The sequence below is a fragment of the Streptomyces sp. DG1A-41 genome (assembly GCF_037055355.1).
Taxonomy (GTDB): Bacteria; Actinomycetota; Actinomycetes; order Streptomycetales; family Streptomycetaceae; genus Streptomyces.
In genome coordinates, this window is sequence record NZ_CP146350.1 from 4,969,661 (window position 1) to 4,996,031 (window position 26,371).

Annotated in this window: 36 protein-coding genes, 2 tRNA genes and 1 pseudogene; 33 read left to right on the plus strand and 6 right to left on the minus strand. The window is 64.1% G+C overall.

Annotation, left to right across the window (positions count from 1 at the left end):
* Nucleotides 1-95 precede the first annotated feature (95 nt).
* The 10 genes from V8690_RS23030 to V8690_RS23075 all read left to right on the plus strand — a co-directional run bounded on the left by V8690_RS23030 (nt 96) and on the right by V8690_RS23075 (nt 6,265).
* On the plus strand, nt 96-446 hold the full coding sequence (locus V8690_RS23030) for a hypothetical protein (protein WP_114254376.1): 351 nt from the start codon (nt 96-98) through the stop codon (nt 444-446).
* A 5-nt stretch (nt 447-451) separates the two neighbouring features.
* Nucleotides 452-1,831 carry an FtsK/SpoIIIE domain-containing protein gene (locus V8690_RS23035; RefSeq protein ID WP_338781662.1) on the plus strand — a complete coding sequence of 460 codons (1,380 nt, stop codon included), beginning with the start codon at nt 452-454 and terminating at the stop codon, nt 1,829-1,831.
* 81 nt (nt 1,832-1,912) lie between these two features.
* Nucleotides 1,913-2,569 (plus strand): DUF2637 domain-containing protein, encoded by a 657-nt coding sequence (locus V8690_RS23040; RefSeq protein ID WP_338781664.1) that lies wholly within the window; start codon nt 1,913-1,915, stop codon nt 2,567-2,569.
* Between the two features lie 18 nt (nt 2,570-2,587).
* Nucleotides 2,588-2,779, plus strand: a complete 192-nt coding sequence (locus V8690_RS23045) for a hypothetical protein (protein WP_104783024.1) — start codon at nt 2,588-2,590, stop codon at nt 2,777-2,779.
* Nucleotides 2,779-2,970 (plus strand): mobile element transfer protein, encoded by a 192-nt coding sequence (locus tag V8690_RS23050; protein ID WP_338781673.1) that lies wholly within the window; start codon nt 2,779-2,781, stop codon nt 2,968-2,970. The genes V8690_RS23045 and V8690_RS23050 overlap by 1 nt, the downstream gene beginning before the upstream one ends.
* Nucleotides 2,971-2,979: 9 nt before the next feature.
* A complete protein-coding gene (locus V8690_RS23055) occupies nt 2,980-3,174 on the plus strand; it encodes a hypothetical protein (protein WP_037765200.1) in 195 nt (64 codons plus the stop codon).
* 26 nt (nt 3,175-3,200) lie between these two features.
* Nucleotides 3,201-3,458: a SpdD protein gene (locus tag V8690_RS23060; RefSeq protein ID WP_338781677.1), complete on the plus strand. Its 258-nt coding sequence runs from the start codon at nt 3,201-3,203 to the stop codon at nt 3,456-3,458.
* Between the two features lie 130 nt (nt 3,459-3,588).
* Complete coding sequence (locus V8690_RS23065; RefSeq protein WP_338781679.1) at nt 3,589-4,890, plus strand: replication initiator; 1,302 nt, start codon at nt 3,589-3,591, stop codon at nt 4,888-4,890.
* Nucleotides 4,887-5,099, plus strand: coding sequence for an excisionase family DNA-binding protein (locus V8690_RS23070; RefSeq protein ID WP_199214848.1), 213 nt, complete (start codon nt 4,887-4,889; stop codon nt 5,097-5,099). The genes V8690_RS23065 and V8690_RS23070 overlap by 4 nt, the downstream gene beginning before the upstream one ends.
* Nucleotides 5,099-6,265 carry a tyrosine-type recombinase/integrase gene (locus V8690_RS23075; RefSeq protein WP_338781682.1) on the plus strand — a complete coding sequence of 389 codons (1,167 nt, stop codon included), beginning with the start codon at nt 5,099-5,101 and terminating at the stop codon, nt 6,263-6,265. The genes V8690_RS23070 and V8690_RS23075 overlap by 1 nt, the downstream gene beginning before the upstream one ends.
* 79 nt (nt 6,266-6,344) lie before the next feature.
* Here the strand turns inward: V8690_RS23075 and V8690_RS23080 are convergent.
* Nucleotides 6,345-6,418, minus strand: a tRNA-Gly gene (locus tag V8690_RS23080).
* A gap of 516 nt (nt 6,419-6,934) precedes the next feature.
* Here V8690_RS23080 and dcd point away from each other — a divergent pair.
* Complete coding sequence (gene dcd, locus V8690_RS23085) at nt 6,935-7,510, plus strand: dCTP deaminase (RefSeq protein WP_010032156.1); 576 nt, start codon at nt 6,935-6,937, stop codon at nt 7,508-7,510.
* A gap of 11 nt (nt 7,511-7,521) precedes the next feature.
* Nucleotides 7,522-7,713, plus strand: a pseudogene (locus tag V8690_RS23090) (phosphoribosyltransferase family protein); the annotation flags it as partial.
* Between the two features lie 331 nt (nt 7,714-8,044).
* On the opposite strand, the gene V8690_RS23095 reads toward V8690_RS23090, so the two are convergent.
* Both V8690_RS23095 and V8690_RS23100 read right to left on the minus strand, forming a co-directional pair.
* Nucleotides 8,045-8,254: a DUF397 domain-containing protein gene (locus V8690_RS23095; RefSeq protein WP_338781685.1), complete on the minus strand. Its 210-nt coding sequence runs from the start codon at nt 8,252-8,254 to the stop codon at nt 8,045-8,047.
* Nucleotides 8,251-9,078: a helix-turn-helix transcriptional regulator gene (locus V8690_RS23100; protein WP_338781687.1), complete on the minus strand. Its 828-nt coding sequence runs from the start codon at nt 9,076-9,078 to the stop codon at nt 8,251-8,253. The genes V8690_RS23095 and V8690_RS23100 overlap by 4 nt, the downstream gene beginning before the upstream one ends.
* Before the next feature lie 360 nt (nt 9,079-9,438).
* Here V8690_RS23100 and V8690_RS23105 point away from each other — a divergent pair, with 360 nt between their 5' ends.
* The 21 genes from V8690_RS23105 to V8690_RS23205 all read left to right on the plus strand — a co-directional run bounded on the left by V8690_RS23105 (nt 9,439) and on the right by V8690_RS23205 (nt 23,933).
* Nucleotides 9,439-9,672 carry a hypothetical protein gene (locus V8690_RS23105; protein ID WP_338781689.1) on the plus strand — a complete coding sequence of 78 codons (234 nt, stop codon included), beginning with the start codon at nt 9,439-9,441 and terminating at the stop codon, nt 9,670-9,672.
* A gap of 218 nt (nt 9,673-9,890) precedes the next feature.
* Nucleotides 9,891-10,160, plus strand: a complete 270-nt coding sequence (locus V8690_RS23110; RefSeq protein WP_338781690.1) for a hypothetical protein — start codon at nt 9,891-9,893, stop codon at nt 10,158-10,160.
* A 77-nt stretch (nt 10,161-10,237) separates the two neighbouring features.
* A tRNA-Ala gene (locus V8690_RS23115) sits at nt 10,238-10,334 on the plus strand.
* A gap of 1 nt (nt 10,335) precedes the next feature.
* A complete protein-coding gene (locus V8690_RS23120) occupies nt 10,336-10,569 on the plus strand; it encodes a hypothetical protein (protein ID WP_338781692.1) in 234 nt (77 codons plus the stop codon).
* 137 nt (nt 10,570-10,706) lie between these two features.
* Nucleotides 10,707-11,825 (plus strand): radical SAM protein, encoded by a 1,119-nt coding sequence (locus V8690_RS23125; RefSeq protein ID WP_338781694.1) that lies wholly within the window; start codon nt 10,707-10,709, stop codon nt 11,823-11,825.
* A gap of 182 nt (nt 11,826-12,007) precedes the next feature.
* Nucleotides 12,008-12,823, plus strand: a complete 816-nt coding sequence (locus tag V8690_RS23130; protein ID WP_338781695.1) for an aminoglycoside phosphotransferase — start codon at nt 12,008-12,010, stop codon at nt 12,821-12,823.
* A 1,734-nt stretch (nt 12,824-14,557) separates the two neighbouring features.
* Complete coding sequence (locus V8690_RS23135; RefSeq protein ID WP_338781697.1) at nt 14,558-14,836, plus strand: hypothetical protein; 279 nt, start codon at nt 14,558-14,560, stop codon at nt 14,834-14,836.
* A 93-nt stretch (nt 14,837-14,929) separates the two neighbouring features.
* Entirely contained in the window at nt 14,930-15,436 is a 507-nt protein-coding gene (locus V8690_RS23140) for a hypothetical protein (protein WP_338781699.1), read from the plus strand.
* An 859-nt stretch (nt 15,437-16,295) separates the two neighbouring features.
* Nucleotides 16,296-16,550, plus strand: coding sequence for a hypothetical protein (locus tag V8690_RS23145; protein WP_338781701.1), 255 nt, complete (start codon nt 16,296-16,298; stop codon nt 16,548-16,550).
* Nucleotide 16,551: 1 nt separating this feature from the next.
* Nucleotides 16,552-16,881, plus strand: coding sequence for a hypothetical protein (locus V8690_RS23150; protein WP_338781702.1), 330 nt, complete (start codon nt 16,552-16,554; stop codon nt 16,879-16,881).
* Between the two features lie 109 nt (nt 16,882-16,990).
* Entirely contained in the window at nt 16,991-17,356 is a 366-nt protein-coding gene (locus tag V8690_RS23155) for a hypothetical protein (protein ID WP_338781703.1), read from the plus strand.
* Nucleotides 17,357-17,413: 57 nt separating this feature from the next.
* A complete protein-coding gene (locus tag V8690_RS23160) occupies nt 17,414-17,644 on the plus strand; it encodes a hypothetical protein (RefSeq protein WP_338781704.1) in 231 nt (76 codons plus the stop codon).
* A 114-nt stretch (nt 17,645-17,758) separates the two neighbouring features.
* Complete coding sequence (locus V8690_RS23165) at nt 17,759-17,971, plus strand: hypothetical protein (RefSeq protein ID WP_338781705.1); 213 nt, start codon at nt 17,759-17,761, stop codon at nt 17,969-17,971.
* A 15-nt stretch (nt 17,972-17,986) separates the two neighbouring features.
* On the plus strand, nt 17,987-18,754 hold the full coding sequence (locus tag V8690_RS23170; protein WP_338781706.1) for a hypothetical protein: 768 nt from the start codon (nt 17,987-17,989) through the stop codon (nt 18,752-18,754).
* Nucleotides 18,755-18,783: 29 nt separating this feature from the next.
* Nucleotides 18,784-19,107 carry a hypothetical protein gene (locus V8690_RS23175; RefSeq protein ID WP_338781708.1) on the plus strand — a complete coding sequence of 108 codons (324 nt, stop codon included), beginning with the start codon at nt 18,784-18,786 and terminating at the stop codon, nt 19,105-19,107.
* A 253-nt stretch (nt 19,108-19,360) separates the two neighbouring features.
* Nucleotides 19,361-19,669: a hypothetical protein gene (locus tag V8690_RS23180; protein ID WP_338781709.1), complete on the plus strand. Its 309-nt coding sequence runs from the start codon at nt 19,361-19,363 to the stop codon at nt 19,667-19,669.
* Between the two features lie 128 nt (nt 19,670-19,797).
* Nucleotides 19,798-20,064, plus strand: a complete 267-nt coding sequence (locus V8690_RS23185) for a hypothetical protein (protein ID WP_338781711.1) — start codon at nt 19,798-19,800, stop codon at nt 20,062-20,064.
* A 217-nt stretch (nt 20,065-20,281) separates the two neighbouring features.
* Nucleotides 20,282-20,629 carry a hypothetical protein gene (locus tag V8690_RS23190; protein WP_338781713.1) on the plus strand — a complete coding sequence of 116 codons (348 nt, stop codon included), beginning with the start codon at nt 20,282-20,284 and terminating at the stop codon, nt 20,627-20,629.
* Between the two features lie 113 nt (nt 20,630-20,742).
* Nucleotides 20,743-22,167 carry a DUF3987 domain-containing protein gene (locus V8690_RS23195; RefSeq protein ID WP_338781715.1) on the plus strand — a complete coding sequence of 475 codons (1,425 nt, stop codon included), beginning with the start codon at nt 20,743-20,745 and terminating at the stop codon, nt 22,165-22,167.
* Nucleotides 22,168-22,313: 146 nt separating this feature from the next.
* Nucleotides 22,314-23,216 carry a hypothetical protein gene (locus V8690_RS23200; RefSeq protein ID WP_338781717.1) on the plus strand — a complete coding sequence of 301 codons (903 nt, stop codon included), beginning with the start codon at nt 22,314-22,316 and terminating at the stop codon, nt 23,214-23,216.
* A gap of 372 nt (nt 23,217-23,588) precedes the next feature.
* Entirely contained in the window at nt 23,589-23,933 is a 345-nt protein-coding gene (locus V8690_RS23205) for an Lsr2 family protein (protein WP_338781719.1), read from the plus strand.
* A gap of 971 nt (nt 23,934-24,904) precedes the next feature.
* Here the strand turns inward: V8690_RS23205 and V8690_RS23210 are convergent.
* Genes V8690_RS23210 through V8690_RS23220 form a run of 3 tightly spaced genes read right to left on the minus strand, consistent with a single transcriptional unit; the run spans nt 24,905 to nt 26,354 of the window.
* Nucleotides 24,905-25,138 carry a hypothetical protein gene (locus tag V8690_RS23210; protein WP_338781721.1) on the minus strand — a complete coding sequence of 78 codons (234 nt, stop codon included), beginning with the start codon at nt 25,136-25,138 and terminating at the stop codon, nt 24,905-24,907.
* Between the two features lie 11 nt (nt 25,139-25,149).
* Nucleotides 25,150-26,070 carry a peptidoglycan-binding protein gene (locus V8690_RS23215; RefSeq protein ID WP_338781723.1) on the minus strand — a complete coding sequence of 307 codons (921 nt, stop codon included), beginning with the start codon at nt 26,068-26,070 and terminating at the stop codon, nt 25,150-25,152.
* Nucleotides 26,070-26,354, minus strand: a complete 285-nt coding sequence (locus V8690_RS23220) for a hypothetical protein (RefSeq protein WP_338781724.1) — start codon at nt 26,352-26,354, stop codon at nt 26,070-26,072. Before V8690_RS23220 ends, V8690_RS23215 begins: the two co-directional genes overlap by 1 nt.
* Nucleotides 26,355-26,371: the final 17 nt, after the last annotated feature.

Below are 26,371 nucleotides of genomic sequence, written 5' to 3' on the forward strand. Positions count from 1 at the left end.
AATCACACTTGACAAGTCAACTTGACATCTCTAGCTTCGAACTTGCTAAGTCAACCTGTCAGGTGGCAGGATGATCGACTCAGAAGGAGAAATCTGTGCGTGTGATCCGCATTGACGCCTCGACCGCCACGATCCTGCTCACCGAAGCGCCGGCGCCGAAGGTGCGCGACCGGCAGACCGGTGAGATCGCCAAGGACGCCGTGAGCGGTGAGGCACTGATGACGGTCGGCGTCGTCTACATCGACGAAGGTGAGTCGTCGCTGATTCAGGTCACCGTCCCCGAGAGCGGTGTCACGGACGGCCTGACCGTCGGGGCCCCGGTCTCGTTGCCGGGGCTCATTGCCCGGCCGTGGGAAAGCGTCTTCAACGGGCAGCAGCGGCACGGCATCGCCTACCGGGCGACCGCTGTTGCTCCCGGCGCCTTCCCGATGGAGCAGGCGGGCTGATCGTCGTGACCGACCTGGTGACGTGGGCCGAGGTGGGCGGGTCGCTCGCTGCGATAGGCGGCGCGGCCTACGCCCGGCATGCCCATCCGGCGGCGTACTGGTCCACGGTCGGGCTGCCTGTCTCGGTGGCCCGGCTGCTGGCCTCGTACACCTCCACCATGGACGCGTGCGGCCTGACGGTCGAGCCGCCCCGGTGGCGGGCCCTGGCCGTCAAGGCCACGACTCGCCGTGAGGTCCGGCCGGTGCCTCCTCGCCGGGGCATGATCCGGCCCACCTCGACCGGTCTGCGGATTCGGCTGCGGCTGGCTCCGGGCCAGGAACCGGCGGACGTGGCGGCCTCGGCCGAACGGCTGCGGCACGCGTGGGGTGTTCACGCTGTGTACGTGCGGGACGTCAAGCCCGGTGTCGTGGAACTGCGGCTCGTTGGCTTCGACGTCCTGCGGAAGGTGCGGATGCCTCGCGGGACCGAAGCTGGTCCGCTCCGCGTGCCGGTGGCTCTGCGGGAGGACGCAACCGCCTTTGTACGGGACTACCGGGCCGTACCTCACGAGCTCGTGCTCGGGGCCACGCTGTCCGGCAAGTCCATGTTCCTGCGGAACCTGCTTGCCGGGCTGGCCGCTCAGCCGGTGGTCCTGGTCGGGATCGACTGCAAGCGCGGGGTGGAGCTGGCGCCGTTCGCTCCTCGGCTCTCCGCGCTGGCGACCGACCCGGAGCAGGCTGCCGAACTGCTGCCCGTGCTCGTCAAGGAAATGGAGGACCGATACGACCTGATCAAAGCCCAGCAGGGCGTCGCCCCTGGTACCCCGGATGAGCTGATCACCTCGGACGTCTGGGGCCTGCCGGAGGACGAACGCCCGGCTCCCATCGTGCTGTTCGTCGACGAAGTGGCGGAACTCTTCCTCGTCGCCACGAGGAAGGAGGAGGAGCGGCGGGACGAGATGGTCACCCAGCTCATCCGGCTCGCTCAGCTCGGCCGTGCGGCCGGCATCTACCTTGAGGTCTGCGGGCAGCGCTTCGGGGCCGAGCTGGGCAAGGGAGCGACCATGCTTCGGGCTCAGCTCACCGGGCGGGTCTGCCATCGGGTGAACGACGAAGCGTCCGCGAAGATGGCGCTCGGTGATATCGCCCCCGAGGCTGTCCTGGCCTCTTGCGCCATAGCGGCCGAGTTGCCCGGCCTCGCCGTCGTCGGCGACACGTCCGGCGGCTGGTCCCGCATCCGCACGCCTCATCTGTCCCTCGCCGATGCTGCGGCCACCTGCCGCGAGACGGCGCATCTCGCCCCGGACGTTCCGGCGCTCGTGCCGTTCCGGCCCTACGCCCCTCCCATGCCGGTGAAGGAGTCCGGCCCCCTGGCCACTCCCACTCCTCAGCCGATCACCGAGTAACCCGACCCGCTTCCACGGTCGGCGCGGCCGTCCCGCGCCAAGTCCCTACCCCACCCATGCCCAGAACTGGAAGGAGTGGCCGTGCGCGCCCTGCCCGTCCGCGTGGACGCCGTGCTCGTTCAAGCGGTCATCGCCGCCGCGCTGTCCTTCGCTCACCTGCATGACCTGGCGCTGGCCGCCGGACAGGACGGCTGGAAGGCCTGGGCCTATCCGGTCTCCGTCGACCTGCTGTTGGTCGCGGCCTGGCGGCGCCTGCGCTCCGGTGAGTCGAAATCCGCCGGGTGGTGCTGGTTCCTCGTCGCACTGACGGCGTCCCTCGGCGCCAACGTCGCCACCGCCGGACTGCTCGACCTGGAGAACGTGCAGGCCTGGCTCCGCATCCTCGTCGCCGGCTGGCCCGCGGTCGCCTTCCTCGGCGGGACGCTGCTCGCTCACGGAGCAGTGCATCCCAGCGCGGACCCGGCGACGGCACCGGAACCGCCTTCGACGGCACAGGCGCCGGAACCGACTACCGCAGACATCGAGCCGCCCACGGCTGCGCCCGAACTTCCGGCCGCCGCATCGGAGTCGGCTCCGCCGCCTCCGTCCTCGGTACCGCCCGCGCTCGTCACCCTCGCCCGCAAGGTCGCCGACGAACACCGCGCCCGGACCGGGACCGACATCGACACCTCGACCCTTCGCGCCCGGCTCGGTGTGCCCATGCCGCTCGCCGAAGCCATCACCACCCAACTCACCTGACCCGGAGGAATCTCCCCCTTGCGCCCGTCCACGCTCCGCGCGCTGAAGCGCGCCGCCGAGCTGACCCGACAGAACCGCCTGACCGAAGCCGTGCTGATCGCCGAACCGGTGATCCTCGCCGCCGACAGCTACGAGGGCGACGAGATCTTGCGCTGGCTGGCCGACCACGTCACCGACTTCACCGGCGAGACCGACAAGGAGATGCCCTGATGTCCGCCAACCGCCGTTTCCGCCGCGTCGTCCGCATCGGCCCCGTCCAGGTCGGCACCTACTACGACAGCCGGGGCCGCGAGAAGCACACCGCCGCCTGCACGGCTCCGCGCTGCGGCTTCTCCACCAACTACGACAGCCGTGCCGCCGCCGAGCTGGCCGCGCGCACCCACCGCTGCCGCGTCCGCTGAGGAGTTCCCGTGACCGTCTCGCTGCCGCTCGTCTTCGTCCTGGGCGTCATCGCCTGGGCCGCGATTAAGTTCCTCGGCATCCGCCTCTGGGTCGCCGTCGTGATCGCGCTGTTCGGCTTCTGGCTCTCGCACACCATCCTCGCCCCGGCTATCGAGTCCGGCACCCGCACCGGGGTCGACGTCGTCAACGGCACACACGAATGACACCCCGACCGACAAGGAGTCCCGCGATGTTCCGCCCCAAGCTGCCCGACACCCCCCACGTCCCGAGCATCACCACCCACATCCCGCAGGACCACGCCCCGGCTCCTTCCGCCGGCCGCTCGGTCGCCCCGTTCGTGGGGGTCGGCGCCGGTGCGGTCGCCGCCGTGGTCGTCGTCGGCGTCGTCCTCACCGCACTCCTGGCGGCGGTCGCCGTCTCGGCCGTGTCCGTGGCCATCGCCGCCGTGGTCCTGCGCTCCCTCGTCACAGGCGCGAACAAGCGCTGACCGGCCGCCGGGGCGGCAAACGCCGCCAAGCATCCCGCCGCCCCGGGGCCGTCCCTCCCAACTGCCAAGACAGCCGAAAGGAAGACCCATCATCACCCGGCAGACTCCGCCCCCGCTGGCGGAACTCTCCATGCTGGCCTCCCTCGGCACCATGCCCGAGCTGGCCCGCCAACTCTCCGGCCTGGGCGGCTGCACCAACCCGGTGCGCCTCGACGGCCACCGCACCGAGTACGCGGTCGACCGGACGACCGGAGAGATCGGGCGCGTCCTCCACCACCTCGACTCGTCCTCCCTGCCCGCCGGAAGCCTCCTCGTCCGCTGCAACAACCGCCGTGCCACCCGCTGCGCGGCCTGCGCGGAGGTCTACCGCCGAGACACCTTCCACCTGATCACCGCCGGACTCCGCGGCGGCAAGGACACCGCCGAACAGGTCGGCACACACCCGCGCGTCTTCGCCACCCTCACCGCACCGAGCTTCGGCCCCGTCCACAACCGCCCCTCCAACGGGCGGCCCTGTCGCTGCGATGTCCGGCACGACGACACAGACCCGGCCCTCGGTACGCCCCTCGACCCGGACACGTACGACTACGAAGCGGCCGTGCTCTGGAACGCCCACGCCGGGGCCCTCTGGCGGCGCTTCTCGATCTACCTGCGCCGTGAGATCGCCAAGCGCGCCGGACTCACCCAGCGCACATTTCGGGACCACGCACGCGTCTCCTTCGCCAAGGTCGCCGAGTACCAAAAGCGGGGCGCCGTCCACTTCCACGCGGTCATCCGCCTCGACGGCCCGGAGGGCGGCGACACGGCACCTCCGGCCTGGGCGTCCGCCGAGCTGCTGACCGACGCCATCCATGCCGCAGTCACCGCCACCCGCGTCAACGGACCGCACGTCGACGACCGCACCCACACCTTCACCTTCGGCCGCCAACTCGACGTACGCACCATCCGCTCCGCCGACTTCGACGGCGGCCAGGAACTGACCGACCGGGCCGTCGCCGCGTACATCGCCAAGTACGCCACCAAGGGCGCCGAGACAGCGACCGGCACCCTGGACCGGCCGATCCGCTTCCTCGCCGAACTGGCACAGGCCCGGATCACCGACCACGCCCGCCGCATGATCCGGACCGCCTGGACCCTCGGCACACGCAAGGACCTCGAACACCTCCGCCTGCGCGCCTGGGCCCACATGCTCGGCTTCCGCGGCCACTTCTCCACCAAGTCCCGCCGCTACTCCACCACCCTCGGCGCCCTCCGTGAAGCACGTGCCGAATGGCGTCGCGCACAAGCCGCCACTGCCGCTCCCCATGACGGCGAAACCACGCTCGTCCTCGCCCACTGGGTCTTCGCCGGAACCGGCCTCAGCACCGGTGAAGCCTGGCTTGCCGCATCCCTCGAACCCGCCCCCGGAACGGAAGGAGAGCCCACCACATGAACGACCGCTACCTGTCCGTCGACCAGGTCGCCGAGCTGCTCGGTACGACTCCCCGCTTCCCCCGGCGGCTCATCGAGGAACGGCGCATCCGGTACGTGAAGGTCGGCCGGCATGTGCGTATCCCGGAGAGCGCCATCGAGGAGTTCGTTCGGTCCAGGACCGTCGAGCCGGTCAAGCCCCGTCGCGCCACACTTCGGAGGGCTGCCTGATGGCGAACAAGAAGGGGAGGCGTCGCCGCTTCGGTGCGGTGCGGCAGTACAGGTCCGGACGCTGGACCGCGTCGTACATCGGACCCAACGGTGAGCGCATTCGGGCGGACGAGACCTTCGACACCAAGAAGGACGCGGAGATCTGGCTGTCCCAGGTAGAGGCGGACCTCAGCCGCGGGGACTGGCGCGCCCCTGATGCCGGAGCCGTCAACTTCCGCGTGTACGCCGAGAAGTGGGTCGAAGAGCGGGAGCTGTCCGTCCGCACCGACGACCTGTACAAGCATCTCCTGCGCCTGTACATCCTCCCGACCTTCGGCACGCTCGACCTGGACGAGATCACCGCTCCCCGTGTCCGCGAGTGGCGAGCGGAGCGACTCCGCACCACCGGGGCCAAGACGGCCGTAGCCAAGGCGTATCGCCTCCTCAAGGCCATCCTGGAGACGGCCGTCGACGACGACCTGATCAGCCGCAACCCGTGCCGGATCAAGGGCGCTGGCAAGGAGTCCGCCGCCGAAAGGCGCATCGCCACCGTCGCCCAGGTCGACGCACTCGCCGACGCGATCGGCATCCGCTGGCGTCTCATGGTCTACCTGGGCGCGTACGGTCCGATGCGCCCGGAGGAGCTGGCCGGCCTTCGCCGCCGAGACGTCGACCTGGACAACCTCGTCATCCGCGTCCGCGTCGCCGAGCCCGAGCGAACGAACGGCAGACGCGCTCCCGGCGAGACCAAATCCGATGCGGGCATTCGCACGGTCGTCCTCCCGGCCTTCCTGCACAAGGAGGTGAAGCGGCACCTGTCTTGGTACGCGGAGAAGGGACCCGAAGGCCTGTTATTCGTGGGGGAGAAGGGCGCACCCTTCCGGCGTACCTCCTTCGGCCGCAAGTGGCGCCGGGCTCGCGCGGTCGTGGGTCTCCCGGAGGGCTTCCGCTTCTACGACCTCCGCCACACCGGACACACCCTTTCGACCCGCTCCGGCGCCACCCTCAAGGACACGATGGTGCGTGCCGGGCAGTCCTCCGAGAAGGCCGCGCTGATCTACCAGCACTCCGACGAGGAGCGGCAGCGGGAGGTGGCCGCCGGGCTCGATGACCTCGTGCGCGCCGAGCGTGCGAAGTGCCACAAGGACGACCCCGCGCACCACAGCGAGGAGGCTGCCGAGAGCTAATGGTGCGGTTGTGGTGCGCGACCGGCTCACCGGTCTAGACAACAAAGAACCCCCGGGTCTCTGACCTGGGGGTTTCACATGGAGCGGGTGACGAGAATCGAACTCGCGCTCTCAGCTTGGGAAGCTGATGTTCTACCATTAAACTACACCCGCGTAAGACGCCGACCGGAGTCGGTGTCCGAATGCTCGCCCACTCTACCTCATGCCAGGCCTCCGGTGTTCACGCCGCGAGGCCTGAGGGCGTTTCAGGGGTGGGATCAGGCTGCGGGTGGCCGGAGTTGGGGCGTACGGTGGGGGCGTGGGAGAGGGGCCGGGCGGGTCCGGAGTGCCGCCTGGAGGGCCGTCCCTTTGATCCCGTACTGTGGCTTTTGTCGTCAGGCAAGCAGTAGCCCGACGCGGCTCTTGGGGAAGGGACTCTTGGACTTGATGGAGCGCACCGTCGTCCGTTGTGCGGATGGGCACGTGTTCACCACCGCTTCGTTCCCGATGCAGCAGGCCGAGCGGCTCGGCCCCGGCCGGCTGCTTCGGTGTCCGCGATGTGCGCGGCTCCGGAGCGTCGTGCCCGTGAGCTACGAGAAGCGGTAGCGGCACGGCCGCCAGAAGCACGCAGGCAGGCGCGCGGAGTCGTCCGGTTGTGGTCGCTCCGCGCGCCTTGCGTATCCTCGGGGCGTGCTTCTCTCAGACAAGGACATCCGGGCCGAGATCGATGCCGGGCGGGTACGGATCGATCCCTATGACGACGCGATGGTGCAGCCGTCGAGCATCGACGTGCGGCTCGACCGCTATTTCCGGGTGTTCGAGAATCACCGGTACCCGCACATCGACCCCTCGATCGAGCAGGCCGATCTGACCCGGCTCGTCGAGCCGGAGGGGGACGAGCCGTTCATCCTGCATCCCGGGGAGTTCGTCCTCGCCAGTACGTACGAGGTCATCTCGCTGCCCGACGATCTCGCCTCCCGCCTGGAGGGGAAGAGCTCGCTGGGGCGCCTCGGGCTGGTCACGCATTCGACGGCCGGCTTCATCGATCCCGGGTTCAGCGGGCACGTGACCCTCGAGCTGTCCAACCTCGCCACCCTGCCGATCAAGCTCTGGCCGGGGATGAAGATCGGGCAGCTGTGCATGTTCCGGCTCAGCTCGCCCGCCGACTTCCCGTACGGGAGCGAGCGGTACGGGTCGCGGTACCAGGGGCAGCGGGGGCCGACCGCCTCCCGGTCCTTCCTCAACTTCCATCGGACCCAGGTGTGAGCGGCCGGAGTATGAGTGACGTTCGCGAGAACCTGACCTACGAGCAGTTCGGCGTCGCCGTGCGCGAGCTCGCCCAGACCATCGCCGACGACGGGTACGAGCCCGACATAGTGCTCAGCATCGCCCGCGGCGGTGTCTTCGTCGCCGGCGGGCTCGCCTACGCCCTCGACTGCAAGAACCTCCATCTGGTGAATGTCGAGGTTTAGTCGGGCCTCACATACCACAGGGCTCTGACCTGGGCAAACATCCTGGTCAGGGTCTTCTTGCTGTGCTCGTTCGTACCCCTCGGATGTAGGGCGTGACGGTTGCTCTGCTGAGGTTCTGCTGACCCCTCTGGGAAGCAAGCAGCCCCCGGAGGTGGCTGCCTCCGAGGGCCCGCCAGGCAGCCACCTGGCGGCACCAAGAGAGTGGGCTCTAGGTGCGCGTCCAGCGTACCCGGCCCGCCGGCAACGCCACACAGAGCGGGGCTCCGGGAACGAAGAGAGCCCCCGCCAGGGACACCGGCGGGGGCTCTCAGGGCACCAGTCTACGTGATCAGACTTCGCGCCCCGAGGCGTAATGGACGAAGCTGTTCCACTGGGCGGCAGGGAAGGTGAGGATCGGGCCCCCAGGAGCCTTGCTGTCCCGTACGGGGACCACGCCGGACGCGGCGGCCTGGGTGGGAAGCCACTCAAGACACTGGCCCCCCTCGCCACCGCTGTAAGTCGACTTAACCCAGGACTCTCCCGGGCGGGTGTTGCTCATGAGGTGTAGCCCTCCATCGCTTCTCGGATCATGGACGCCGAGTCATTGGGGGACAGGGCTGCTGCCCTGAGACGGTCATAGGTGATCGATGCCTCAGCCACGGCCGTAGCCGAGTCATTCACATGCCCAAGCCCTCGTGTCTCGCCGTACAGGACTGTTGGTTCTCCGTCCTGCGTGATCAGGGTAAAGGGCAACGACGACGCGGGGGCACCCGCTTTGAAGGGGAGAACCTGAATCGTCACGTGAGGTGACTCAGCGTCTACGAGCAACTGACTCATCTGTCCCCGCATCACCTCAGGGCCCCCTACGACCGTCCTCAGACAGGACTCATGCAGGATGACCCACAGAAGCGGCGGACTCGTCCGGTCCATCACGTCACGACGCCTTATGCGCAGCTCCACGCGGCTCTTGATCTCGTCTTCAGACTCTCTAGGACGAGTGGCCTTGAAGACCGCCGTTGCATAGTCACTGGTCTGGAGCATGCCCATGATCAGCGCGTTGGAGTAGTCGAGGAGTTCAGTAGCCGACCGCTCCAGTTGGAGGTACGGGACGAACCAGCGTGGGTGTCCCCCTTCGGCCAACCGTTGACGCAGCCGCGTCAGGTATCCCGAGGTACCAAACTCCCTGTCGCATGCCTCCACGAAGTCCTCAGACGCCAGCAGACTCCCTGACTCAACACGGGCCACGTAAGAGCGCGTATAGCCCGTCTTCTCGCCAAGTGCCTTCTGCGTGATGCCGGCGAGCTCTCGGCAGCACCGGACCTCCCTGCCGAGGAACGCAGCTCCGTCCTGAGGCTCATCAGACTGAGCAGAATCAACGGCCATACGTGCAACCCCCCGGCGTTACAGATCGGTTGTAACCACGACTCCTCTGGTAAGAGTACGGCGCTCGCTGTGACGCTGGGAGTACACAGGGCGAACCCACCCCTGAGAGAGGTATCCCCCCATGCCCATGCCCAGGCCCAGTCGAGCACCGATCAGACGCGTGTACGACCCCCGAAGCACCGAGTTTCAACAGGTCTTGAGGTACTACCCCGTACTTCGCACCGCCATGGAGCACGGAGGGTCCGTGGTCCTGGAGCGTGCGAGCTGGGGGCCTCGCCTATGGGTCCAGGGCATCGGTGTCAGGGATCTTCAAGAGATCCAAGGCGTGGTGAGAGCCGTACTTGAGGAGAACGGAGCGGTATGAGCGCCAAGACGGAGGCCCCCCACGTTCCCGAGATCTTCGAGTTGGTCAGGGATGTGGGAGCCAAGAAAATTGGCGAGGTACGGGGCAAGGAAGGTCCCTATTACCAGCTTCGGCCCGTTGGCGGGGGCCGGGAGTGGGACGCACGCCCGGAGAACATCCGCGAACTCACCCCGGAGGAGCGGGTTCGGGCGAAGGTGCGAACGGTGAACCGTAGGAGCAGTGGCTACTAGCGAGCTGCCACAGGGCTGGTACTGGGGCCGCTGCATGCTCTATTGCCGCCGAGGGAGGGTCCCAGTCAAGTGGATCGGAAATATCCGAGTCCCTCTCGGAGAAACCCCTATGCACGGCTGTCGGCCCTGTGTCGCAGAGCTTGAGTACATGGCCGAACAAGACATCAAGACAGCGGACATGGCCGCTCTGGAGGCCCGATGAAGGAAGAGGTATAGCAGTGACCGCAGCAGCACGACTGATACCACGCTCCGACGACGACGCCCTTGAGGTCGGCATGATGGTCTACGACCGTGGTCACGACCTGCCGGCGGTCATCAAGGGCTTCGAAGGGCGTAAGGGCAACATCGTCCTTCTGGAGCGCCCTACGGGGTTCGGATGGCGCGCACGCCGTGTCAGCGTGCGCAAGGCGACCGCGTGGGAGCGGAAGCAGCTAAGGGCCCTGGCCAAGCTCTACAGAACCAGTAACCGGGGCGTAGGCCCCACATGATCTCGTCCCTGCCAGATGTTCCGAACTGGAGCTTCCCCCGACTTCGGATTGGATTTCCTGGCAGGGACGGGCAGCCCGCCCTTGTAGCTCAGAGGCAGAGCGCGGAAGCCTGTTCCCTTTGCGGGGTGGACGGTTGCGGCTTTCGAGGCTCCGGTTCAATTCCGGGCAAGGGTACGTGAGACACCACAACGACGATCAGCCTGAGACGCAGCGGCTATACCGCAAACTCAAGTCGGCTGTAGAGGAGGTGCAGTATCTCGACAAGTACACACCATCCGCGTGGAAGGACCATTGCCATGAGATGGCGAGACTGTTTGGTGACTTGAACCTGCTCTTGACGCTCGGTGGGGATATCCCGGAAGAGTGGGTTATTGGCGCCCCGCTCAGTGCTGACAGTGACGACAACTGAAAATGACCCCTTGTAGCTCAAGAGGTAGAGCGCTGTGGTGTGTCGCTTTTAGTCGAACGGCCACGTCCACAGAGGTTCCCGGTTCGAGCCCGGGTGAGGGGACTCAGTGATATGGCCCCGTGTCGGTGGAGGAAGCCATGCATCAGGTGATCGTGAGCCCTCAAAGCAAGAAGTTCGTGGCGGTGCGCCCCGGTTCCCGAGGGGGAATGCAGCTTCCCCGGGACAAGTACGAGGCGTTACGCGAGGCCGTGAGCGTCGGCACTCCTCCGCCCAGGTGGTTCACCGAGGCCGCATCAACCTCCTGGGGCGTGAGCCTGGCGGATGCGCCGGCATCAGACACGATCCTGGTCCGACCTGAGACGGCACTCAACTACAGCCGCGCTACCTGGGAGATCAACAAAGGGTGCAACTTCGCTTGTGACATGTGCGTGGTCTGGCAACGCCCCTTCGCTGGACTCCCCATGGAGAAGAAGACCAAGCTCCTGGAAATGGTTCGGGATACCGGTGTCTTGTGGTTCCAGTTCACGGGCGGGGAACCGACCATCGACCCCCATTTCATCGAGTCGTACCGCACAGCCTTCGGCATGGGGATGATGCTGGAGATTCTGACGAACGGATCGCGGCTCGACCACGCGCCCACCCTGGAAGTGCTCACTGAGCTGCCACCGCACAAGGTGACGGTCTCCCTGTACGGGGCCACGGCCGAGACCTTCGAGGCCCTGACGCGGACCCGTGGGGCGTACCCGAGGGTGATCAGGGGCTTGAAGGCGGCCAGGGCCGCCAAGCTGCCTCTTGAACTCTCGCTCATCGTCACCCAGCACAACGCTCACGAAGTCGATGAAATGAAGGCCCTGGCGGAGAGCCTCGATATCCCCTACAAGGTATTCGCCGACATCTCTCCGTCATACGACGGAGACAAAGGCCCTCTCGACTTTCAGGTGACCGAATACATCAACCGAGAAGAGGTGTTCCGCGGGTGCCCCGCCGGACACACCTTTTATCACCTGGACCCGTTCGGCAGCGCAACCATGTGCAAGGTCGGACGTGAAAACCCCATCAACCTCATGAGTACAGGGGTTGGTGGTCTGAGGGATCTGCCTCTTATCGCAGATGCTCAGATGCTTCGGACTGGGGGGTGCAGCGGGTGCAAGCTGTCCGGCTCCTGCCGGGTGTGCCGACCACTCGCCAAGCTCTACCAGCAAGCCGAAGCGCCGCTCGATCACTACTGTCAGCACGGCTTCAAGGAGGAGTCATGACCGCTCTGGCGACCGACGCCGAGGAGACGACCACCGTCGTCTTGGTGGACGACGTGGAGGCCCTGACCGAGGGCACCACCCCCGGCTGTGGGGATGACAACCCCTACCAGTGACCGCAGTACGTTCCAGGCGCGGGCCTCGCTTCGGCGGGGCCCGCGTCACGTTGATGAGAGAGTGACCCCATGGCGTCTCGTACCACCTTTGCAGAGCTGCCCTCTGCCGTCCGTACGGCCATCGAGTCGCACACGGGACGGATTCACCGTGTCGACCCTGTGTCCTCGGGCCTCAACAGCCAAGTAGCGGCCCGGCTGCACTGCGATGCCGGCGGCGTGCATGTGAAGGGCCTTCGCTCCGACCACAAATGGGCCTGGACACAGCAGCGTGAAGCCGAAGTGAACCCCTTCCTCAAGGGCATTTCCCCGGAACTGCTCTGGCGGGTTAAGGGAAGTGGCTGGGATCTCCTCGGTTTCGACCTCGTTACTGGGCACCACGCGGACTACAGACCGGAATCCGGAGACCTACATCTTGTTGTGGACCTGCTTACGAGACTCGGAGAGGTCGAAATGCCCTCAATCGAGTTGCGAGAAGCCGGGCAAAGGCTGAGCAGCTATGTGGACGACTCCTCTCAGCTCCACCTATTCGAGGGAAATGCGATTCTCCACACGGATCTGAACAACGAAAACGTTCTAATCCAGGGAGATCACGCCTATATGGTCGATTGGGCCTGGGCCACACGAGGGGCACCCTGGCTTGACGCCGGATATTGGGTAATTTGGCTCATGGCTGCCGGAAAACACACACCGGAGCAGGCGGAAAGCTGGGCCGAGAGAATCCCAACATGGGAAACGGCCCCTCCGAAGGCCCTGGAAGCCTTCGCCCTGGCCAATGCTCGGATGTGGAAGGAGATCGGGGGAGACGAACCCGACTTCTGGACCTCTCGACTGGTTCAGGCTTCCCAGGAGTGGTCTGAGCACAGGCAGAGGCTCACCAAGAGGTGACCTGAGCCGGGGTATACCAACCGGCTCCATAGATTACGTACGTGTCCTCTGGGGCAGACCAGGACACAGGCGGCTCAGAGTGTGAGCCACTGAACAATGATGTTGTTACCGCACCCCATGTGGTGCACCATTACGAGCCCTCTGAGGGGCCCCACGAGGCCGCGGTGCCGGCCGAAGGGGTCTGTTGGGGGGCTCGAAGTGCGTTCGGGGTGATTAGAGCTTGTGCCCTTGTGAACAATGAAACCCGTACACACCCGAGGGAAGGCGCCCCTGCGGTCCTCGTGACAGCATTCTCGTTATATTACCCCCGTAATGATGCATCACATACGTGTGTGCATTATCAATAACATGTGCGCTTGTGAATGATAATGCTGCATCACTAAGTGATGCATGAATAGGCGACGGGTATTCGAGCGGAATAGGCAACGACCCATGACCCTGACAGGGCGTCAGGTTTCACAAGTGCACTAATGGTCCGTCAGATGTCATGTGATGACCCATCAGTAATGTGATGCCGACCACACGCATACGCACCCTAATGCGGACATAGGTAATACCTGATGGTGTGTCAGAAAAGTATATGCAACAACCTTGCGTAAATGCATTCCTCCCTATATGTCCGTATGACGGTGCGTCAGAAACGCATCTGATGGTGCATCACTTAGTAATGAGTGTGCAATGTAGCCTGCCCGGTGTGTCCCTTTATGCGGCATGTAAAGGTAAAGGGTATGCAAATAAGTTGCCTCCTGGGATGTGGCCTATTTAGGCAGTTATGTCCTATTCGCCGGCCGAGATCGCACCCCTTCTGACCTGCGCTTTTCTAGGCCCAACGTGCGCGTGCGCGGCTCCCTCCTGAGCTTGAAAGGCAAAGTTGCCTCCTGGGATCCCAGGAGGCAACTTATGACTCGCAACACCGACCGCGCCGAACCGGAGCGGCCCCGAAGTACCGCCCCAGAAGGGGAGTGCGGAAACGGGGTTACGCACAGATGGGGATTCGGGCGCACGGGGTCGGGAGTTGATGAGTGACCAGTCCTGATGGTGGTCCGGCCGTGAATGCGACGGGTGACATCAGAGAGCACGTTCCTTGATAACTGGATAGCGAGTCTGAGTGGCAGTCGTGCTGACTGGTCATTCTCTGAGCGTGAGTATGTGACGTGCTCTGAGTGGCGCTCTGAGCGCTTGTAGCTACACAGGTGGGCCGTGGGCCCATGCTGCACCTACAAGAGGCTTAGACGCAGCCTCAGAGGCATTTGATGGGGTCCTGTCTGCCGTGACAGGGGCTAGCGAAAACGCAGCGATGAGGACGACATAAGAGGCAGGCTGAAACGACGACGCGCGTCCTCTCACTCTGCGAGTGAGCATCCATAGGGGCAGGCTGCCAACCTGCGACCGATAACCGGGATTGATCATCCGGGATGAATAGATCTACATGCCTAGCGAGTGTGGCGTGAGACAAGCTGTGAAAGCCGTTGTGCCGTTCCCACGGAGCCAATCAACACAAGCGGAAACAGTGCGGCTGACAAAGCATGAGGGAAGCACGTAACGCACATCGAGATTGCCTACGGCAGACACACTCAACACGACGTGTCCAGCACGCACAGGGTCATGGTGACTGATACTCACCAGCCTTCCAGCGTGTCTCTAAGCGTCTGAGAGTGAGTCTGCCTAGGGGAGTGTCGATTAGGCACTTGCAAGGGCCGGAAACGGCCGTACAGCGATCCCTAAGGGGAAGCAATGGCAGCAGTGCAGCGTGAGCGCGGGATCATCCCGCTCCGTAGCTACTCGTTCCATCGTGAATACGCCAATCATGAGGTGTTCGTGGTGAGCATTACGGACGCAGTCAGCGTGTTCCGCTACAAGGTACGGGTATGGGGCAACATGGTTGATTCCGTGCATGAGTTCACCACATCAGTTGCCCATGTCGAAATGTGTCAGCGCGCTAAGCGCGACATTTTCATGACCGGATATGCGAGCGTGAACGGCTTCAACATTCGAGTATCTCCGCTTTCGTAGGGGAGTCGGGCGCACGGTGGATTAGGGACACTCTCCCGTGCGTCCTCTCACCCATTGCGAACGGTCGTAATGGTGCAAGGGGAGGAAAACGCGATGAAGGTTATCGAGTGGCACTACGACTTTGGTCGGGGCATGGGCTTCCAGCTCATCCAGGGCCACATTCAGCTCAACATCATTTGGGACTACGAGAAAAAGATTGTTCGTGTGGAGCGGACCGACAGTGACAAGCCGTTTGAGTCCGTGCGCACGTTCCCGCTTCCGTCCGACTACCGGGGTAAGTCTCGGTTCGAGATTGCGGAAGGCATGCAGGCGTACCTGAAGGATGTATGCCGGATCATGTGGCGCAAGGAATACGGACAGAGCGGGGTGGACGAATTCGAGCGGGAATGGAAGCTCCTTGCCTTTCCCAAGGGTACGAAGGTTCGACAGGACACCGGTTTCAGCGGTCGCCTGTTGGGTGTCGTGGTGGGGCACGTCCGGTGTGGCTCCTCGCGTGAGGTGGAAATGCGCGTCACGTCCCGCAGGAATCCCCACTACCGGTGCGGGGAGATCATCCGCGTTGACGTCACGTGCCCGTGGCTCAAGTCTAGGGAGGTCTGACCATGCGTCGACACCGGCCCATTTACCTGGAAAGCACGTTGAACACGGCTCCTGAGACCGTGTTCTACATGCTCAGGCATGGCGTCCTTATCTCGGATGAGGACCGGTATTACGTGCGTGACAAGGCACTCGCAGAGGTTGAACGGCGGAACACGACTGAGCCGGGGCATTCCTGTCTCGGCATTCCGTCACGGCTCACGGCATGCGAGGGATGCCCGAGCACTCTCCTTGACTGCATCTATGACGCTGGGGCAAGTCACCTCACTCACATCACGTGGGAGGCCTGCCCCAGTCACGACTACTGCGGCAACGAACAAACGTCACTCATTGCCTCGTGGGTCGATTAGGAGGAAAGCAATGTCCAACCGGGTGGGAGTCCACTACAGCAGTTATGCGGCGGCGCAGGGAGTTAAGTGTGTCCCCCTCTGCTACGAGGAGGTAACGCACTGGGCATGCGTTGAGTTCCGGGGCGAGAAGCACCACCACTGTCAGGCCCGGTGTGAGACACACCGAAAGTCGGACGAACCCAACACGACCTATCAGCCCGTCAAGTAAGGAGGAGCAATGTACGTCGCTCACATTGGTCCGTCGTGGCATCAGCGATTCACGCGCCACAAGGACGCCGTGACCTATGCAAAGCGGTATGGCTTGGGCCCGGCATTCGTTGAGTTGAACCTGAGTAAGACCCGGTACCGGGCGCGCCCGGTGGTGGAGACAACGGGACTCACGCGGTTTCGCGTCATGGGTTCGTCGTCGTAGTCGGTAGTCACGGGGGCACGGCGGAATAGGGACACTCTTCCGTGCCCCCCTCTACCTACTGCGCCATAAGGGCACGGTAGCTGAGTGAGAGGCAAGACAGATGGAGATTGGCAAGCGTGTGCCGTTCCTGTCCGGGATTCAGTCGTCTCAGATCTTTGAGACGCACGACCGGGTGATTAACGGCACCCGGTATCGGTTCGTCGCGTACATCGGGCACGCGCTCTATGCCCAGGAAAAGGGCGCTCCGCTGTTCGGTGTGGCGGTCTCCCGCGTGATCGGGGAGGACCAGGACGGTTACCCGATCCTGGAGAAGGTTCACCAGTGGGGCAGGCCCATGCAGCGCTGGGGATTCTGAGGTGAGTGACACCCTGCTCAGGTTCCCGATCTACCTCACAGAGGCGGATTGGAAGGCTCTGGGGGCCGGATTCGAGAAGCGCGTTCGCCGCTTTCGGTCGGCCGTGCGTCTCGGTCAAGCGAGCCGCGTACGGGCTGCGTTGAGTGCTGCGGCAGCCGACTGCATCCCGGACGAGGACGACGCGCACAAGTACGTGGTCCATCTCTCGGAGGACGATTACGGATCGCTCCTTGAGGCCGTCATGAACCATAGGAACGGACTCCCCAGGGAGGACGCCCAGCGGGTCACGACCGAGCTGTTCCGAGCAGCAGGCGACGCGATCGAGGCCTAACGATCAAGGGGACAGGTGTGCCCCGCCGGCACCTCGAACGGCGGGAATTTGGGCACGGACGGATAGGGACACTCGTCCGTGCCCTTCTCATGTATGGGAAGGGAAAGTAATGCAGACCTACGTTAAGCGCGATGGACTCGGCCTCGCTGAGGTGCGGCCCATCCGTGAGCCGATCACGTACAAGGGGGCAGCCCCGGAATCGCTCATTGGTCGGCTCGTGATGGTGCGGCCGTTCTACCACGTGCCGAATGGCCGTAGTTCACTCAAGTCGGTGCGTTCCGCCTATGTCTTTGAGGCGCGCGTAGTTGAGTGCTTCTCGGACGAGATGGTGAAGGTTCAGTTCACGTGGGCTGCCGACGGGACCCCGTGGCCGCGAGAGGCCGTGTTCTTCCCCAGGGAGCTGCACCAGGCGAGCGTGTGTGAGTGCGCCGCGTGCAAGGGCCGGGGCATCTTCAACAAGCACCAGGGGGCGTAACTCATGCGTACGCGACTTGCAATGCTCTGCCTCGCCCTGGTGTCCATTCTCGGGGGCGTGGCCAAGACAGAGGCACACTCGGCCCCCCTCCAGTCGCACGCGCCCTATCGGGCCCGCGTGCTGGTCGGAACACTGCCCTACCCGCCGTGCGTCGAGTTGCGGCGCACGAGTGAGGGCCGTACGTGGTTCGCGGACATGGTGAGCGACACCTACGACGAGGGGAAGCGTCGCACGGTCGCGCAACAGATCCGGTATGTGCGTGAGGGCTGCCGAGAGATGACCCGCTAGCGGTTGACCGTAGAGGGCATGGGAAGGTCACCCGGAATTCCGGGCGGAGATCACCCATGCCCTACTCGGCCAGTCTCTAGAGACAAGCTCAGAGGCTCGGAGAAGGGTGAATGAATGGCACGAAGGGGCGCGTTCACCATTGAGACAATCCGTGCGGCTAAGCGCGGGCTGTATGAACTCCAGTCGCTTGAAATCACGTTCCTGGACGGGGATGTGATTCTCACCGGGCGAGTGGTCGGCATCGGAAGCCGGATTTCCGCGCGTACGGACATGCGGTTGCACGAGGACATTCACGTAAACCGCGTGCTGTCCATGGAAGTCATCTAAGAGAGGGGCACACTCATGCCGGAATGGCAGCAGGGTGGGTATGACGGAGTCTTCTACCTGGGTAAGGAGGGGACCGAGGAATACGGCGGTTACGTCGTAAAGGTCGACAGTGAGCCGAACCCTGAGAAGTGGTTCGCCTACGAGTACAACGCCGAGAAGCGCACTACCGTGTGGGTCGGGTGGGCGCCTACCCGTGAGGCCGCACAGACGGCCGTAAAGGGTGAGTTCCTGTGCGAGGTGTGGCGCAACAAGGAAACGGGGCACTGCCCGTTTCCTGGTGCAGTCGTCCGCAGCAAGGACTACCGGGGTGAGCTGCTGCGAATGGTTCTGTGCGGTGAGCACTCGGGAGTTATGGACGGGTGGCAGACGCACCGAATCGAGGAATTCCGGGCTAGGTTCGGCCTCCTGCCCGATGTGGCTGTCTATGGGGAGCGCGCTGTTCCTGCGCTCGACCTCCCGCCGATTCGTGAGGCCGCGCTGAAGGCCGAGACGATCATGGAACGGAACATGTGGATTGCCCTTAACCGCGCGGTCCGTCCGTTGGCCGAGTTCCGTTACTGGTGGGGGCACTTCGCTAAGTACCCCATGGAAGTGAACATGATGGAGTGGCGCAGTAGGCGCCTCGCCTGGCAGCAGGCACAGGAGCACGCACAGGGGATGTACGCGGTCTACAGGCGCGAGGAGCACGGGGAGGAAAACGCCTCCCTCCCCAACGACCTGTTGCGGCTCATCGAGCGTGAGACCGTTGACTACCTGCGCACCCGTAAGGAGGGTGGCAAGTGAGATTCCGTCGATCGTCACAGACAATCGCTATGAGCCTGCGATTCCTCGTATACGCCAGTGAGCCGGGGGCGTTCTACAACACGTATCCGAACGGCTCATCGGCCCTTCCGGTGCCCGTGGAATACACCCCGGGCGAGCGGGAGGAGAACGCCAGTAAGCGGGATGCCGCTTTCGAGGAATGGCAGGAGGTTGACCCGGAGGGTTACCGCCTGTGGCACCTTGCCACCGTCGCCATGCAGGGTGGCGATTCCTCGGAACTGGCCGAGGGCTGGTCGGAAATGATGACCAGGCGGCACAACGTGCGGATCGTGGATCCGTGTAAATACTGCAAGAGTTGCCGCTCACGTCGCTAGACGCTGAGTTTGGGGCACGGACGGATAGGGACACTCGTCCGTGCCCTTTGCTTTGCCTCTAGCAGGAAGGAAAGACGCATGGTGCAAATGACTTGCGGTGCGTGCGGTGGCCTCGTTGAGGTCACTGAGAAACAGTGGCGGACAGAGAGCACGATTACCTGTCCGCGTCCGGACTGCCCGGATGGGGGCGTTGACCTCGTTCACGCCCGTCGCCACGCAGACGAGTTCTGAAATCGCGAAAGGAAAACACGAGATGACTGAGCAGACCCCGGAGCTTCCGGACCTGGACCCCGTACTCAAGACGGGTGCCAGCAAGCGCAATGTCGACGCAGCCCGTAAGGCTCTCGCGCGGATTCATGAGCTGGGCTGGGAACCGCTCGCGGCCTACCCGGGAAGTGACACGCACTGGAAGGTGCGTTGCCTCTTGGGGTGCCAGAAGGGGGACGCGTGGGAGGGCGACATGTTCTACAGCCACATGCGCCGAGCCCGGCGCCACAAGGGTTGCCTGACTGGCGAGTTGCGAGAGCAGGCCATTAAGGCACTGAACGAGGCGCGTAAGTAGCCGACTGGTTGCGGAGTTTGGGGCACGGACGGATAGGGACACTCGTCCGTGCCCTTTGCTCTGTCACTAGCTCGGAAAGGGGAGCAATGAAATACACACATTCTGCGGTGGGGCTGCACCCTGCTGCTGTGGTGCGCGTAGACGTGCTCTGGACGCCCGGAAATGAGGGCCTGGAGGTGATCGTTCGGGATGCGGATTCGCTGGAATCTCAGGGCAGTTACAAGGCACCGGAACTGGCGCTGATGCCGATTATCCCGCCCGCTGGCACTCTGCACGCCGCTGTTCGGCGAGTGCTCCTGTCGGTGGAGGAGCGGCCCTTCCTGGTCGACTACGCCTACCGGTTGGCCCGCCGTGACGGGTTCCGCTGGGTCCCGGAAAAGCTGGCCAAGGCATGAGCGCGTCTAACCGCTGGAGTGTTGACGTGGTGCGGGCTCGCGATGGTGCCCGAGCTGCGGCCGGCAACTCGAACCAGTCCACCCGTGTGCGCGCGTTCCGTGCGCTCTGCGGAGAGCTGGGCGAGACCGCCAATGCCTATGCCGATCCGCTCAGGGCCGCTCGCGCCCTGGTGCACGTTGCCGCGCGCACGTACGCGGCTGAACGAAAGGGGGCCTGATGGCCGAGGTTAAGCGAATGGTCGTCGTCTCTTCCGAGCTTCGCTCTGGAGACGTGGTGATCACTCACGGAATGCGCGTGCTGCTCTCCGGTGAACCTGACGTGACCGAGCGCGGGAACTCCGGGGTGATGCGCAAGGTTTATGGGTGGGCTGGTCGCGTGACCAATCTGGAAGAGGTCAAGGCCGAAAAGCTCGTCCCCCTGGGGTGGCTGTACCCGGATAAGTGGGGAGCGGGCGAAGGCGGGGGCTGGGGCAAGGATTGGGACGCTGAGCCCTCTTGGCGCATCCAAGGAAATGACCTTGCCACGTGGCTCGTGGAGCGGGATGAGCCGGAACGCGAGGAGTAGCAAGAGGGGATGAGCCTCTTTGGTGAGGGCTGGAATAGGGACACTTCCAGCCCGATCCATGGACGCTCACGCGCTCAGTGTGGACGTGCAATCACAACAGAAGAGGGGAAGTAATGGACGAGAAGGCACGATACGAACCGATGGCACACGGGCCCATTGGGGCGGCTGTGAAGGCCGCCATGCCGCACACCGAGGCTGACCCCATCGGCGTTCACGCAGCGGTCCTGGCGCTGTTCTCCGCAGCCATTAACGGCAAGGTGACGCAGCCGAACGGCAGCCCGGTAGTGGCCTGGACGGCCCTCGTCGGTCCGTCACGGATCGGGCGAAAGGGGTTCGCCCTGAAGACGGCCAAGGCCATCCTGAAGGACAGTGTCGGGGAGTGGCTTGCCTTGCGCGAGGAGGGAGGTATCTCTTCGGGTCCGTCTCTGGTGCAGACGATTTGGGAGAATGAGCAGGACTCCCTTACGTCCGAAGGCGGGCCGGACAGTCGAACCCTGATCATTGATCAGGAGTGGCAAACGACTCTCCTCCTGACGAAGCGGTGCCCCAAGTACGGCGGGATTCTGCGGACATCGTGGGACGGTGGCCGGATCTCGAACGTCACGAAAAAGGACGGCAAAAGGGTTGAGGCCACGGTTGAGCAACCCGCCCTTGGCTTTCACGCCCATATCCAGCCGCCGCTTTGGGCGAAGTTCATCAGCCTGACCGAAGCTCAGGGGGGCACGTACAACCGGATTCTCCCCGTGATGGTGAAGAAGTCCAAGCGGCTCCGCAAGCGGGATTACAAGACCGGAAACTCGTTGGACGAAATCAAGGTCAGCGCCTCCCTTCGCCTGGCTTACGAGTGGGCGATGAAGGAGCCCCGCCGGATGGAGTTCACTGACGCCTCCGCTGATCGGCACGACGACATTAGTGCCGAGTACGAGGACATGTTGGAAGAACTTCCCGATGACGTGTCCTGCTACTTTGAGCGCGCAGACGAGCAGGTTTTGCGCGTGGCCTGCATTCTGACTGCGGCTGAGCGGAAGACCCTGATCACGGTCAAGGCGCTGGAGGCTGCAAAGGCGTTCGTGGACTACTCCATTGCCTCTGTGCGACAGCTCGTCTCTCAGACCAACGTGACCAAGTCCCGCACGGTCCAGCCGCTTGACGTGAAGATCCGCTCCAAGCTGGAGACGTACGGCGGGGAGATGACTGCAACGCAGCTCTACCGTTCCCTCTCGTCTCGGTACACCGCTGACCAGATCCTCAACACCGCTGAGGACATGGCAGACGTTGAGGTCGAGGAGCGACCGTCGCGGAGATCAGGGGCCAACCCCACGATCTTCCGCCTGGTTCCGGTCATGCCCGAGCCCGAGCCGGTTTCCGAGCCCGAGCCCGCGAAGCCTGCCCCCAGGCGTCGGGCGCCCGCCAAGAAGGCGGCCCCCGCGAGGAAGGCCGCCACCCCTGCGAAGAAGGCCACCGCCGCGGGCTCCCCGCCGGCACCTCGTCGGAAGGCTGCCCGCAAGGGAGTCCCCAGTAAGAAGGTCGGTGCGTGAGGCACACGACTCGGCCGCACCCGGAGGGGCGGTGGCAGTGCACTGGGTGCCGTGCCGCGTTCGCCACGGAGGAAGGCGCCCGAGCATCCAAGTTCGAGTGCCCCAGGGAACCGCTGGCCCACGGGCACCAGTACGAGAGAGAGCACGTGCTCTATCCCTTCTCGTACAACAGGGGAGACGGGTACGGACCTGATCGGCTGTGCGATGTCATCGACTGCATGCTTTGCGTCGGTCACTCGTGTGACTGCGAGGTGTGCACCAATCAGCTTGAGGCGCCTGCCTTGAAGGTGCTCAACGACAGTCACGAACACGGGAACAGGAAGCGTTCCCCCAACTGGGAAGAAGAGGACAGGATGGAAGACCTCAAGACGATGCTTGCTCAGGTCAAGGCAGGCGACTACGTGACCGCCTTCGGGAAGGCCACGACAGGGGCAGAGGTGACGCGTACGGGCGTCCTGTTGGCTGAGCCCCAGGACATGAAGGCCACGCACAACGGGGAGAAGGTTGCAGCGATCCGCGTGCGGGTCGGGGAGGCAGGGACCGACCCCGCGAAGCGGTCGACCTGGACCACGCTGATTCCGGGGCACGGAAGCATTCGCCCCGTCGAGCCTCCGAAGGACCAGGACCAGGAGCCCGAGGCCATCGAGCCCGCCGGCACCTCCGAGCCGGGCGAGATCGAGTGGGAGTCCGTTCCGGCTCGGGAGTGGCACCACCGGGGAGCGTTCCTCTACGGGGGCAAGGGGAGCAAAGGGACCGCTCCACAGCGGCCTGTGAAGGTGCGCGTGGTTCGACAGGGCTTCTCCTCGGCGGAGCTGGAGGCGGTCGACTCGGGCGAGGTCGTGGCCACTCCCCGTAACGCAGCCAAGATCTGGGCTGCCAAGGTTCCTGAGGGCTGGCAGCCGGACGAGGACGAGGACGAGCGCCAGGACGTGAACGAGCTGCACTACGGCAAGCCGGTTCACCACGTCGAGACGGGGGAGCTGGTCGGCTTCTGGACCCTGGCGAGGTTTACACCCGTTGAAGAGGTCCCGGGATACACGGCCAAGTAGGGGGCGAACACTATGAACAAAAGGCCGCCAGGCGTAAAAGCGGTCAGTCGCCCTGTTATAGCGGAGGTAAAGCCGGTCGCTGTGACTGCACAGGGCAAGGAAAGTAAGGCTGCCCTTCCCTCGCTGATGCCGATGGCGCGTCCCTCAACACCCCTTGCGGTGCAAGGGCGTTACGCACCTCTCTGCCGTAAGTGGTCTGGAGGCACGTGGAGAGACTGAAACGGAGTTGAGTAAGGGGAGTGAATATGACAGCCTCCCCGTGACAGTTCAGCGGCTTGCGACGCTGAAAGGGATAGCGGTTGTCGTGCAGGGACACCACGATAACCAACCCGCACGGACGTAAACCCAACTAGGCAGACAGGAAAAAGCAACATGGCGCAGAAGGTTCAGGTCCTCCTCCTCGACGACCTGACGGGGGGAGACGCCGACGAGACGATTACGTTCGGCCTCGACGGGAAGACGTACGAAATCGACTTGAGCGAAAAGAACGCGGCGAAGCTTCGGAAGGCCCTTGCGCCGTACCTGGAGGCAGGCCGGAAGACGGGCGGGAAGGCTTCCGCCGGCAACCGCGGCCGCAAGGCCAAGACGTCCCGCACCGAGAGCGAGCCTTCCTCCGAGGTCTACCGGGCGTGGGCCGCCTCCAACGGCTACGAGGTGAGCAAGCGGGGCCGCGTCCCCCAGTCCATCAAGGACGCTTACGCAGCAGCCAACAAGTAGCCCGCAGCAGCACGACAGCAACACCACGGCGGCTCACTCCCTGAGGGGGTGGGCCGCCTTTCGTTTGGATGGGAGTCAGGATGACGAAGCGGTATCGCGTTGCGCTCCACGCGCACGCGTCGGCTGAGGTTTTCGTAGAGGCGTCGAGCCCTCAGGAGGCCAACCGCCTTGCGCAGGAGGAGGTTAAGGCCGGAAGGGCGAAGGTCCACCCCATCAAGCACTGGACTCCGGTCATGACTTCTGACCTGAGCCGGGAGCGGTGACGTGAGCGCAGAGCAGCCCTACGGGCGCGCGTACGCGGCCATCCTTCGGGAGATGGCGCGGGAACTGGAGCGCTCAAAGCGGGTTGAGGGGCGCACACACAGGCGCATGTCTAATGCCAGGATCGGGGCATGGCGACAGTCCCTCCTACTCATACTTGAGAAGGACCACGGGATGGACCAGCAGCAGGCAGAGCAGGCGCTTCTGAACAGCGTGAGGCACTGGAAGTGGGAGAGTGGGGGGCAGTGATGGAGAGCTACCGCGTGAGATGGACGCAGGACGGCCAGGAGCGTGAGTCAGCCGTGATGTACGACGCGCCTTGTGCCAAGAGGCGCGTGAGCGAGCTGGAGGCAGCCGAGGGCGTAACCAACGTTCGCCGCGTGCCCACGAAGCCGGGGGAGTGAGTTGAACTCCTGTCCGAACTGCCGCAGTCGGTACGCTGACGACGGGCGAGGGATAGCCGAGTACCACAACGCGCCGTGCACCTGGTGTGCCAGTGGGGGGCACTCTGCCTGCCAGTGCGTGGAACCGGAGGAAAGCCCCGCTGCGGCTGCTCTGCGGCGCCTTCGTTCCCCGCACGTCCCCTACGGGGAACCCGGAGATCCGGCGTAGCGTGAACGCAAAAGAAGGCCCCCCTCCCTTTCGGGAGGGGGGCCTTTTTGTGTTTCTCTCAACCCCAGGCGTACCCCTACGCCTAGTTCGTGGTCGGCTTACTCGCCGAAATTACCCTTCAGCTCAGCCTCAAAGGGGCTGTCCTCGTAGAGGGCTCGAAGGGTCTTGGTGTCCTCGTGGGAGGCCGCAACGGCACCAACACCGAGGAGAGCAGCGGAAGCCGCTACAAGCGCCTCCCATGGGACGCTAGGCCACACCAGGACCAGCGCCGGCACCAGGGCCGCGAGGACGGAATAGATGCGGATACCGTGCTTGGAAATGAAGTAGTGCATAGGTCCCCCTCTTAGCTAAACAGACGCTTCCAGGTCTGTGGACCCGGGTAGCCGTCAGCGTCGCTTCCTGTCCAACCCTGTGCCTTCTGGAATGCCTTAACGGCAGCTCGGTCAACGGCAGTCCACTGAGGACCAGGACCAACGCGGTAGAACTTGCCGTAGCCCTTCTTGACGAGCTGCTTCCCGAGCGTGGTCACAAACTGATTCTTGGCACCAGGGCGGAAGTAGTAGCGCCCTGGGAAGGCTGGAGCAACGGGCTTAGGGGCAGGCTTCGGCTTTGGCGCTGGAGCAGGCTTAGAGGGCTTCTCAGGCTTGCTCGGGGCGGGCTTGCCCTCGGCAAGGGTCGCCTTGATGTCCGACCGAACGGCATCCATGTCCATCATCTTGCCTGGCTTGTGGCCTGGGTCCCACTTGCCTGGAGAACCCCACTCACCATGCCCGATCACACTGCCCTCGTCCCAGCCGTGGAAGTCACAGATTGCCGCAGCCAGAAGGCGAAGGGTGGCGTACTGAGCATCGGTCATCGGGTGACTTCCCGAATACCAAATCTCGATGCCGTAAAAGCGCGAGTTCCCGTCAGTGTTGGACTCGTTGTCATTCGGGATTGGCTTCTCGGCAATGACAGCATCAAGTACGTCATCGTCACCGGCACCCGCGTGATTAGCCCGGCCCCAGCCGACAAGGTGAATCTTTCCCGCCTGGTCCAGGCCGAAGTGACAGAGAGGCCCTGGAAGATTCGCGGTTCCCTTGTAGAGAAGCTCTCGCTGATCCTTGGAATCACTGCCCGTGTGGTGAACCATCAGGCCGTGCACAGGGCCCCACGCACCGCGATGATTGCGGTTGTGGGTCTTCCAATCCTTGTACTCCGCGTAAGGAATACCAAACTTCTTTAGCTGCGCAACAACCTGCGCAGGGGTCATAGGAGTTGCCATTAATCCTCCGTGGGGTTAGCGGCCAGCCGCACGGCGGCCAGGCGGTTGGGGTCGAGAGAGGTGAGGAGGGACACGAGGCGTGCGTTATCGCGCTCGATATGGGTAAGCCGTTCCTTGATCTCCTTCAGGTCGGATTCAAGGCGGTTAGCCCTCGCGGTCTGGGCTTCGGCCTCTTCCTTCCAGACCCGAGCGGTATTCGTGCGGAAGGCTGCGAGGACGACGACAGCAGCGGCAATGAACGTTGCCAACGGCCCCGAGTACGAGAAGAACTGAGAAAGGGTCATAGGGGCTCCATGAAGGC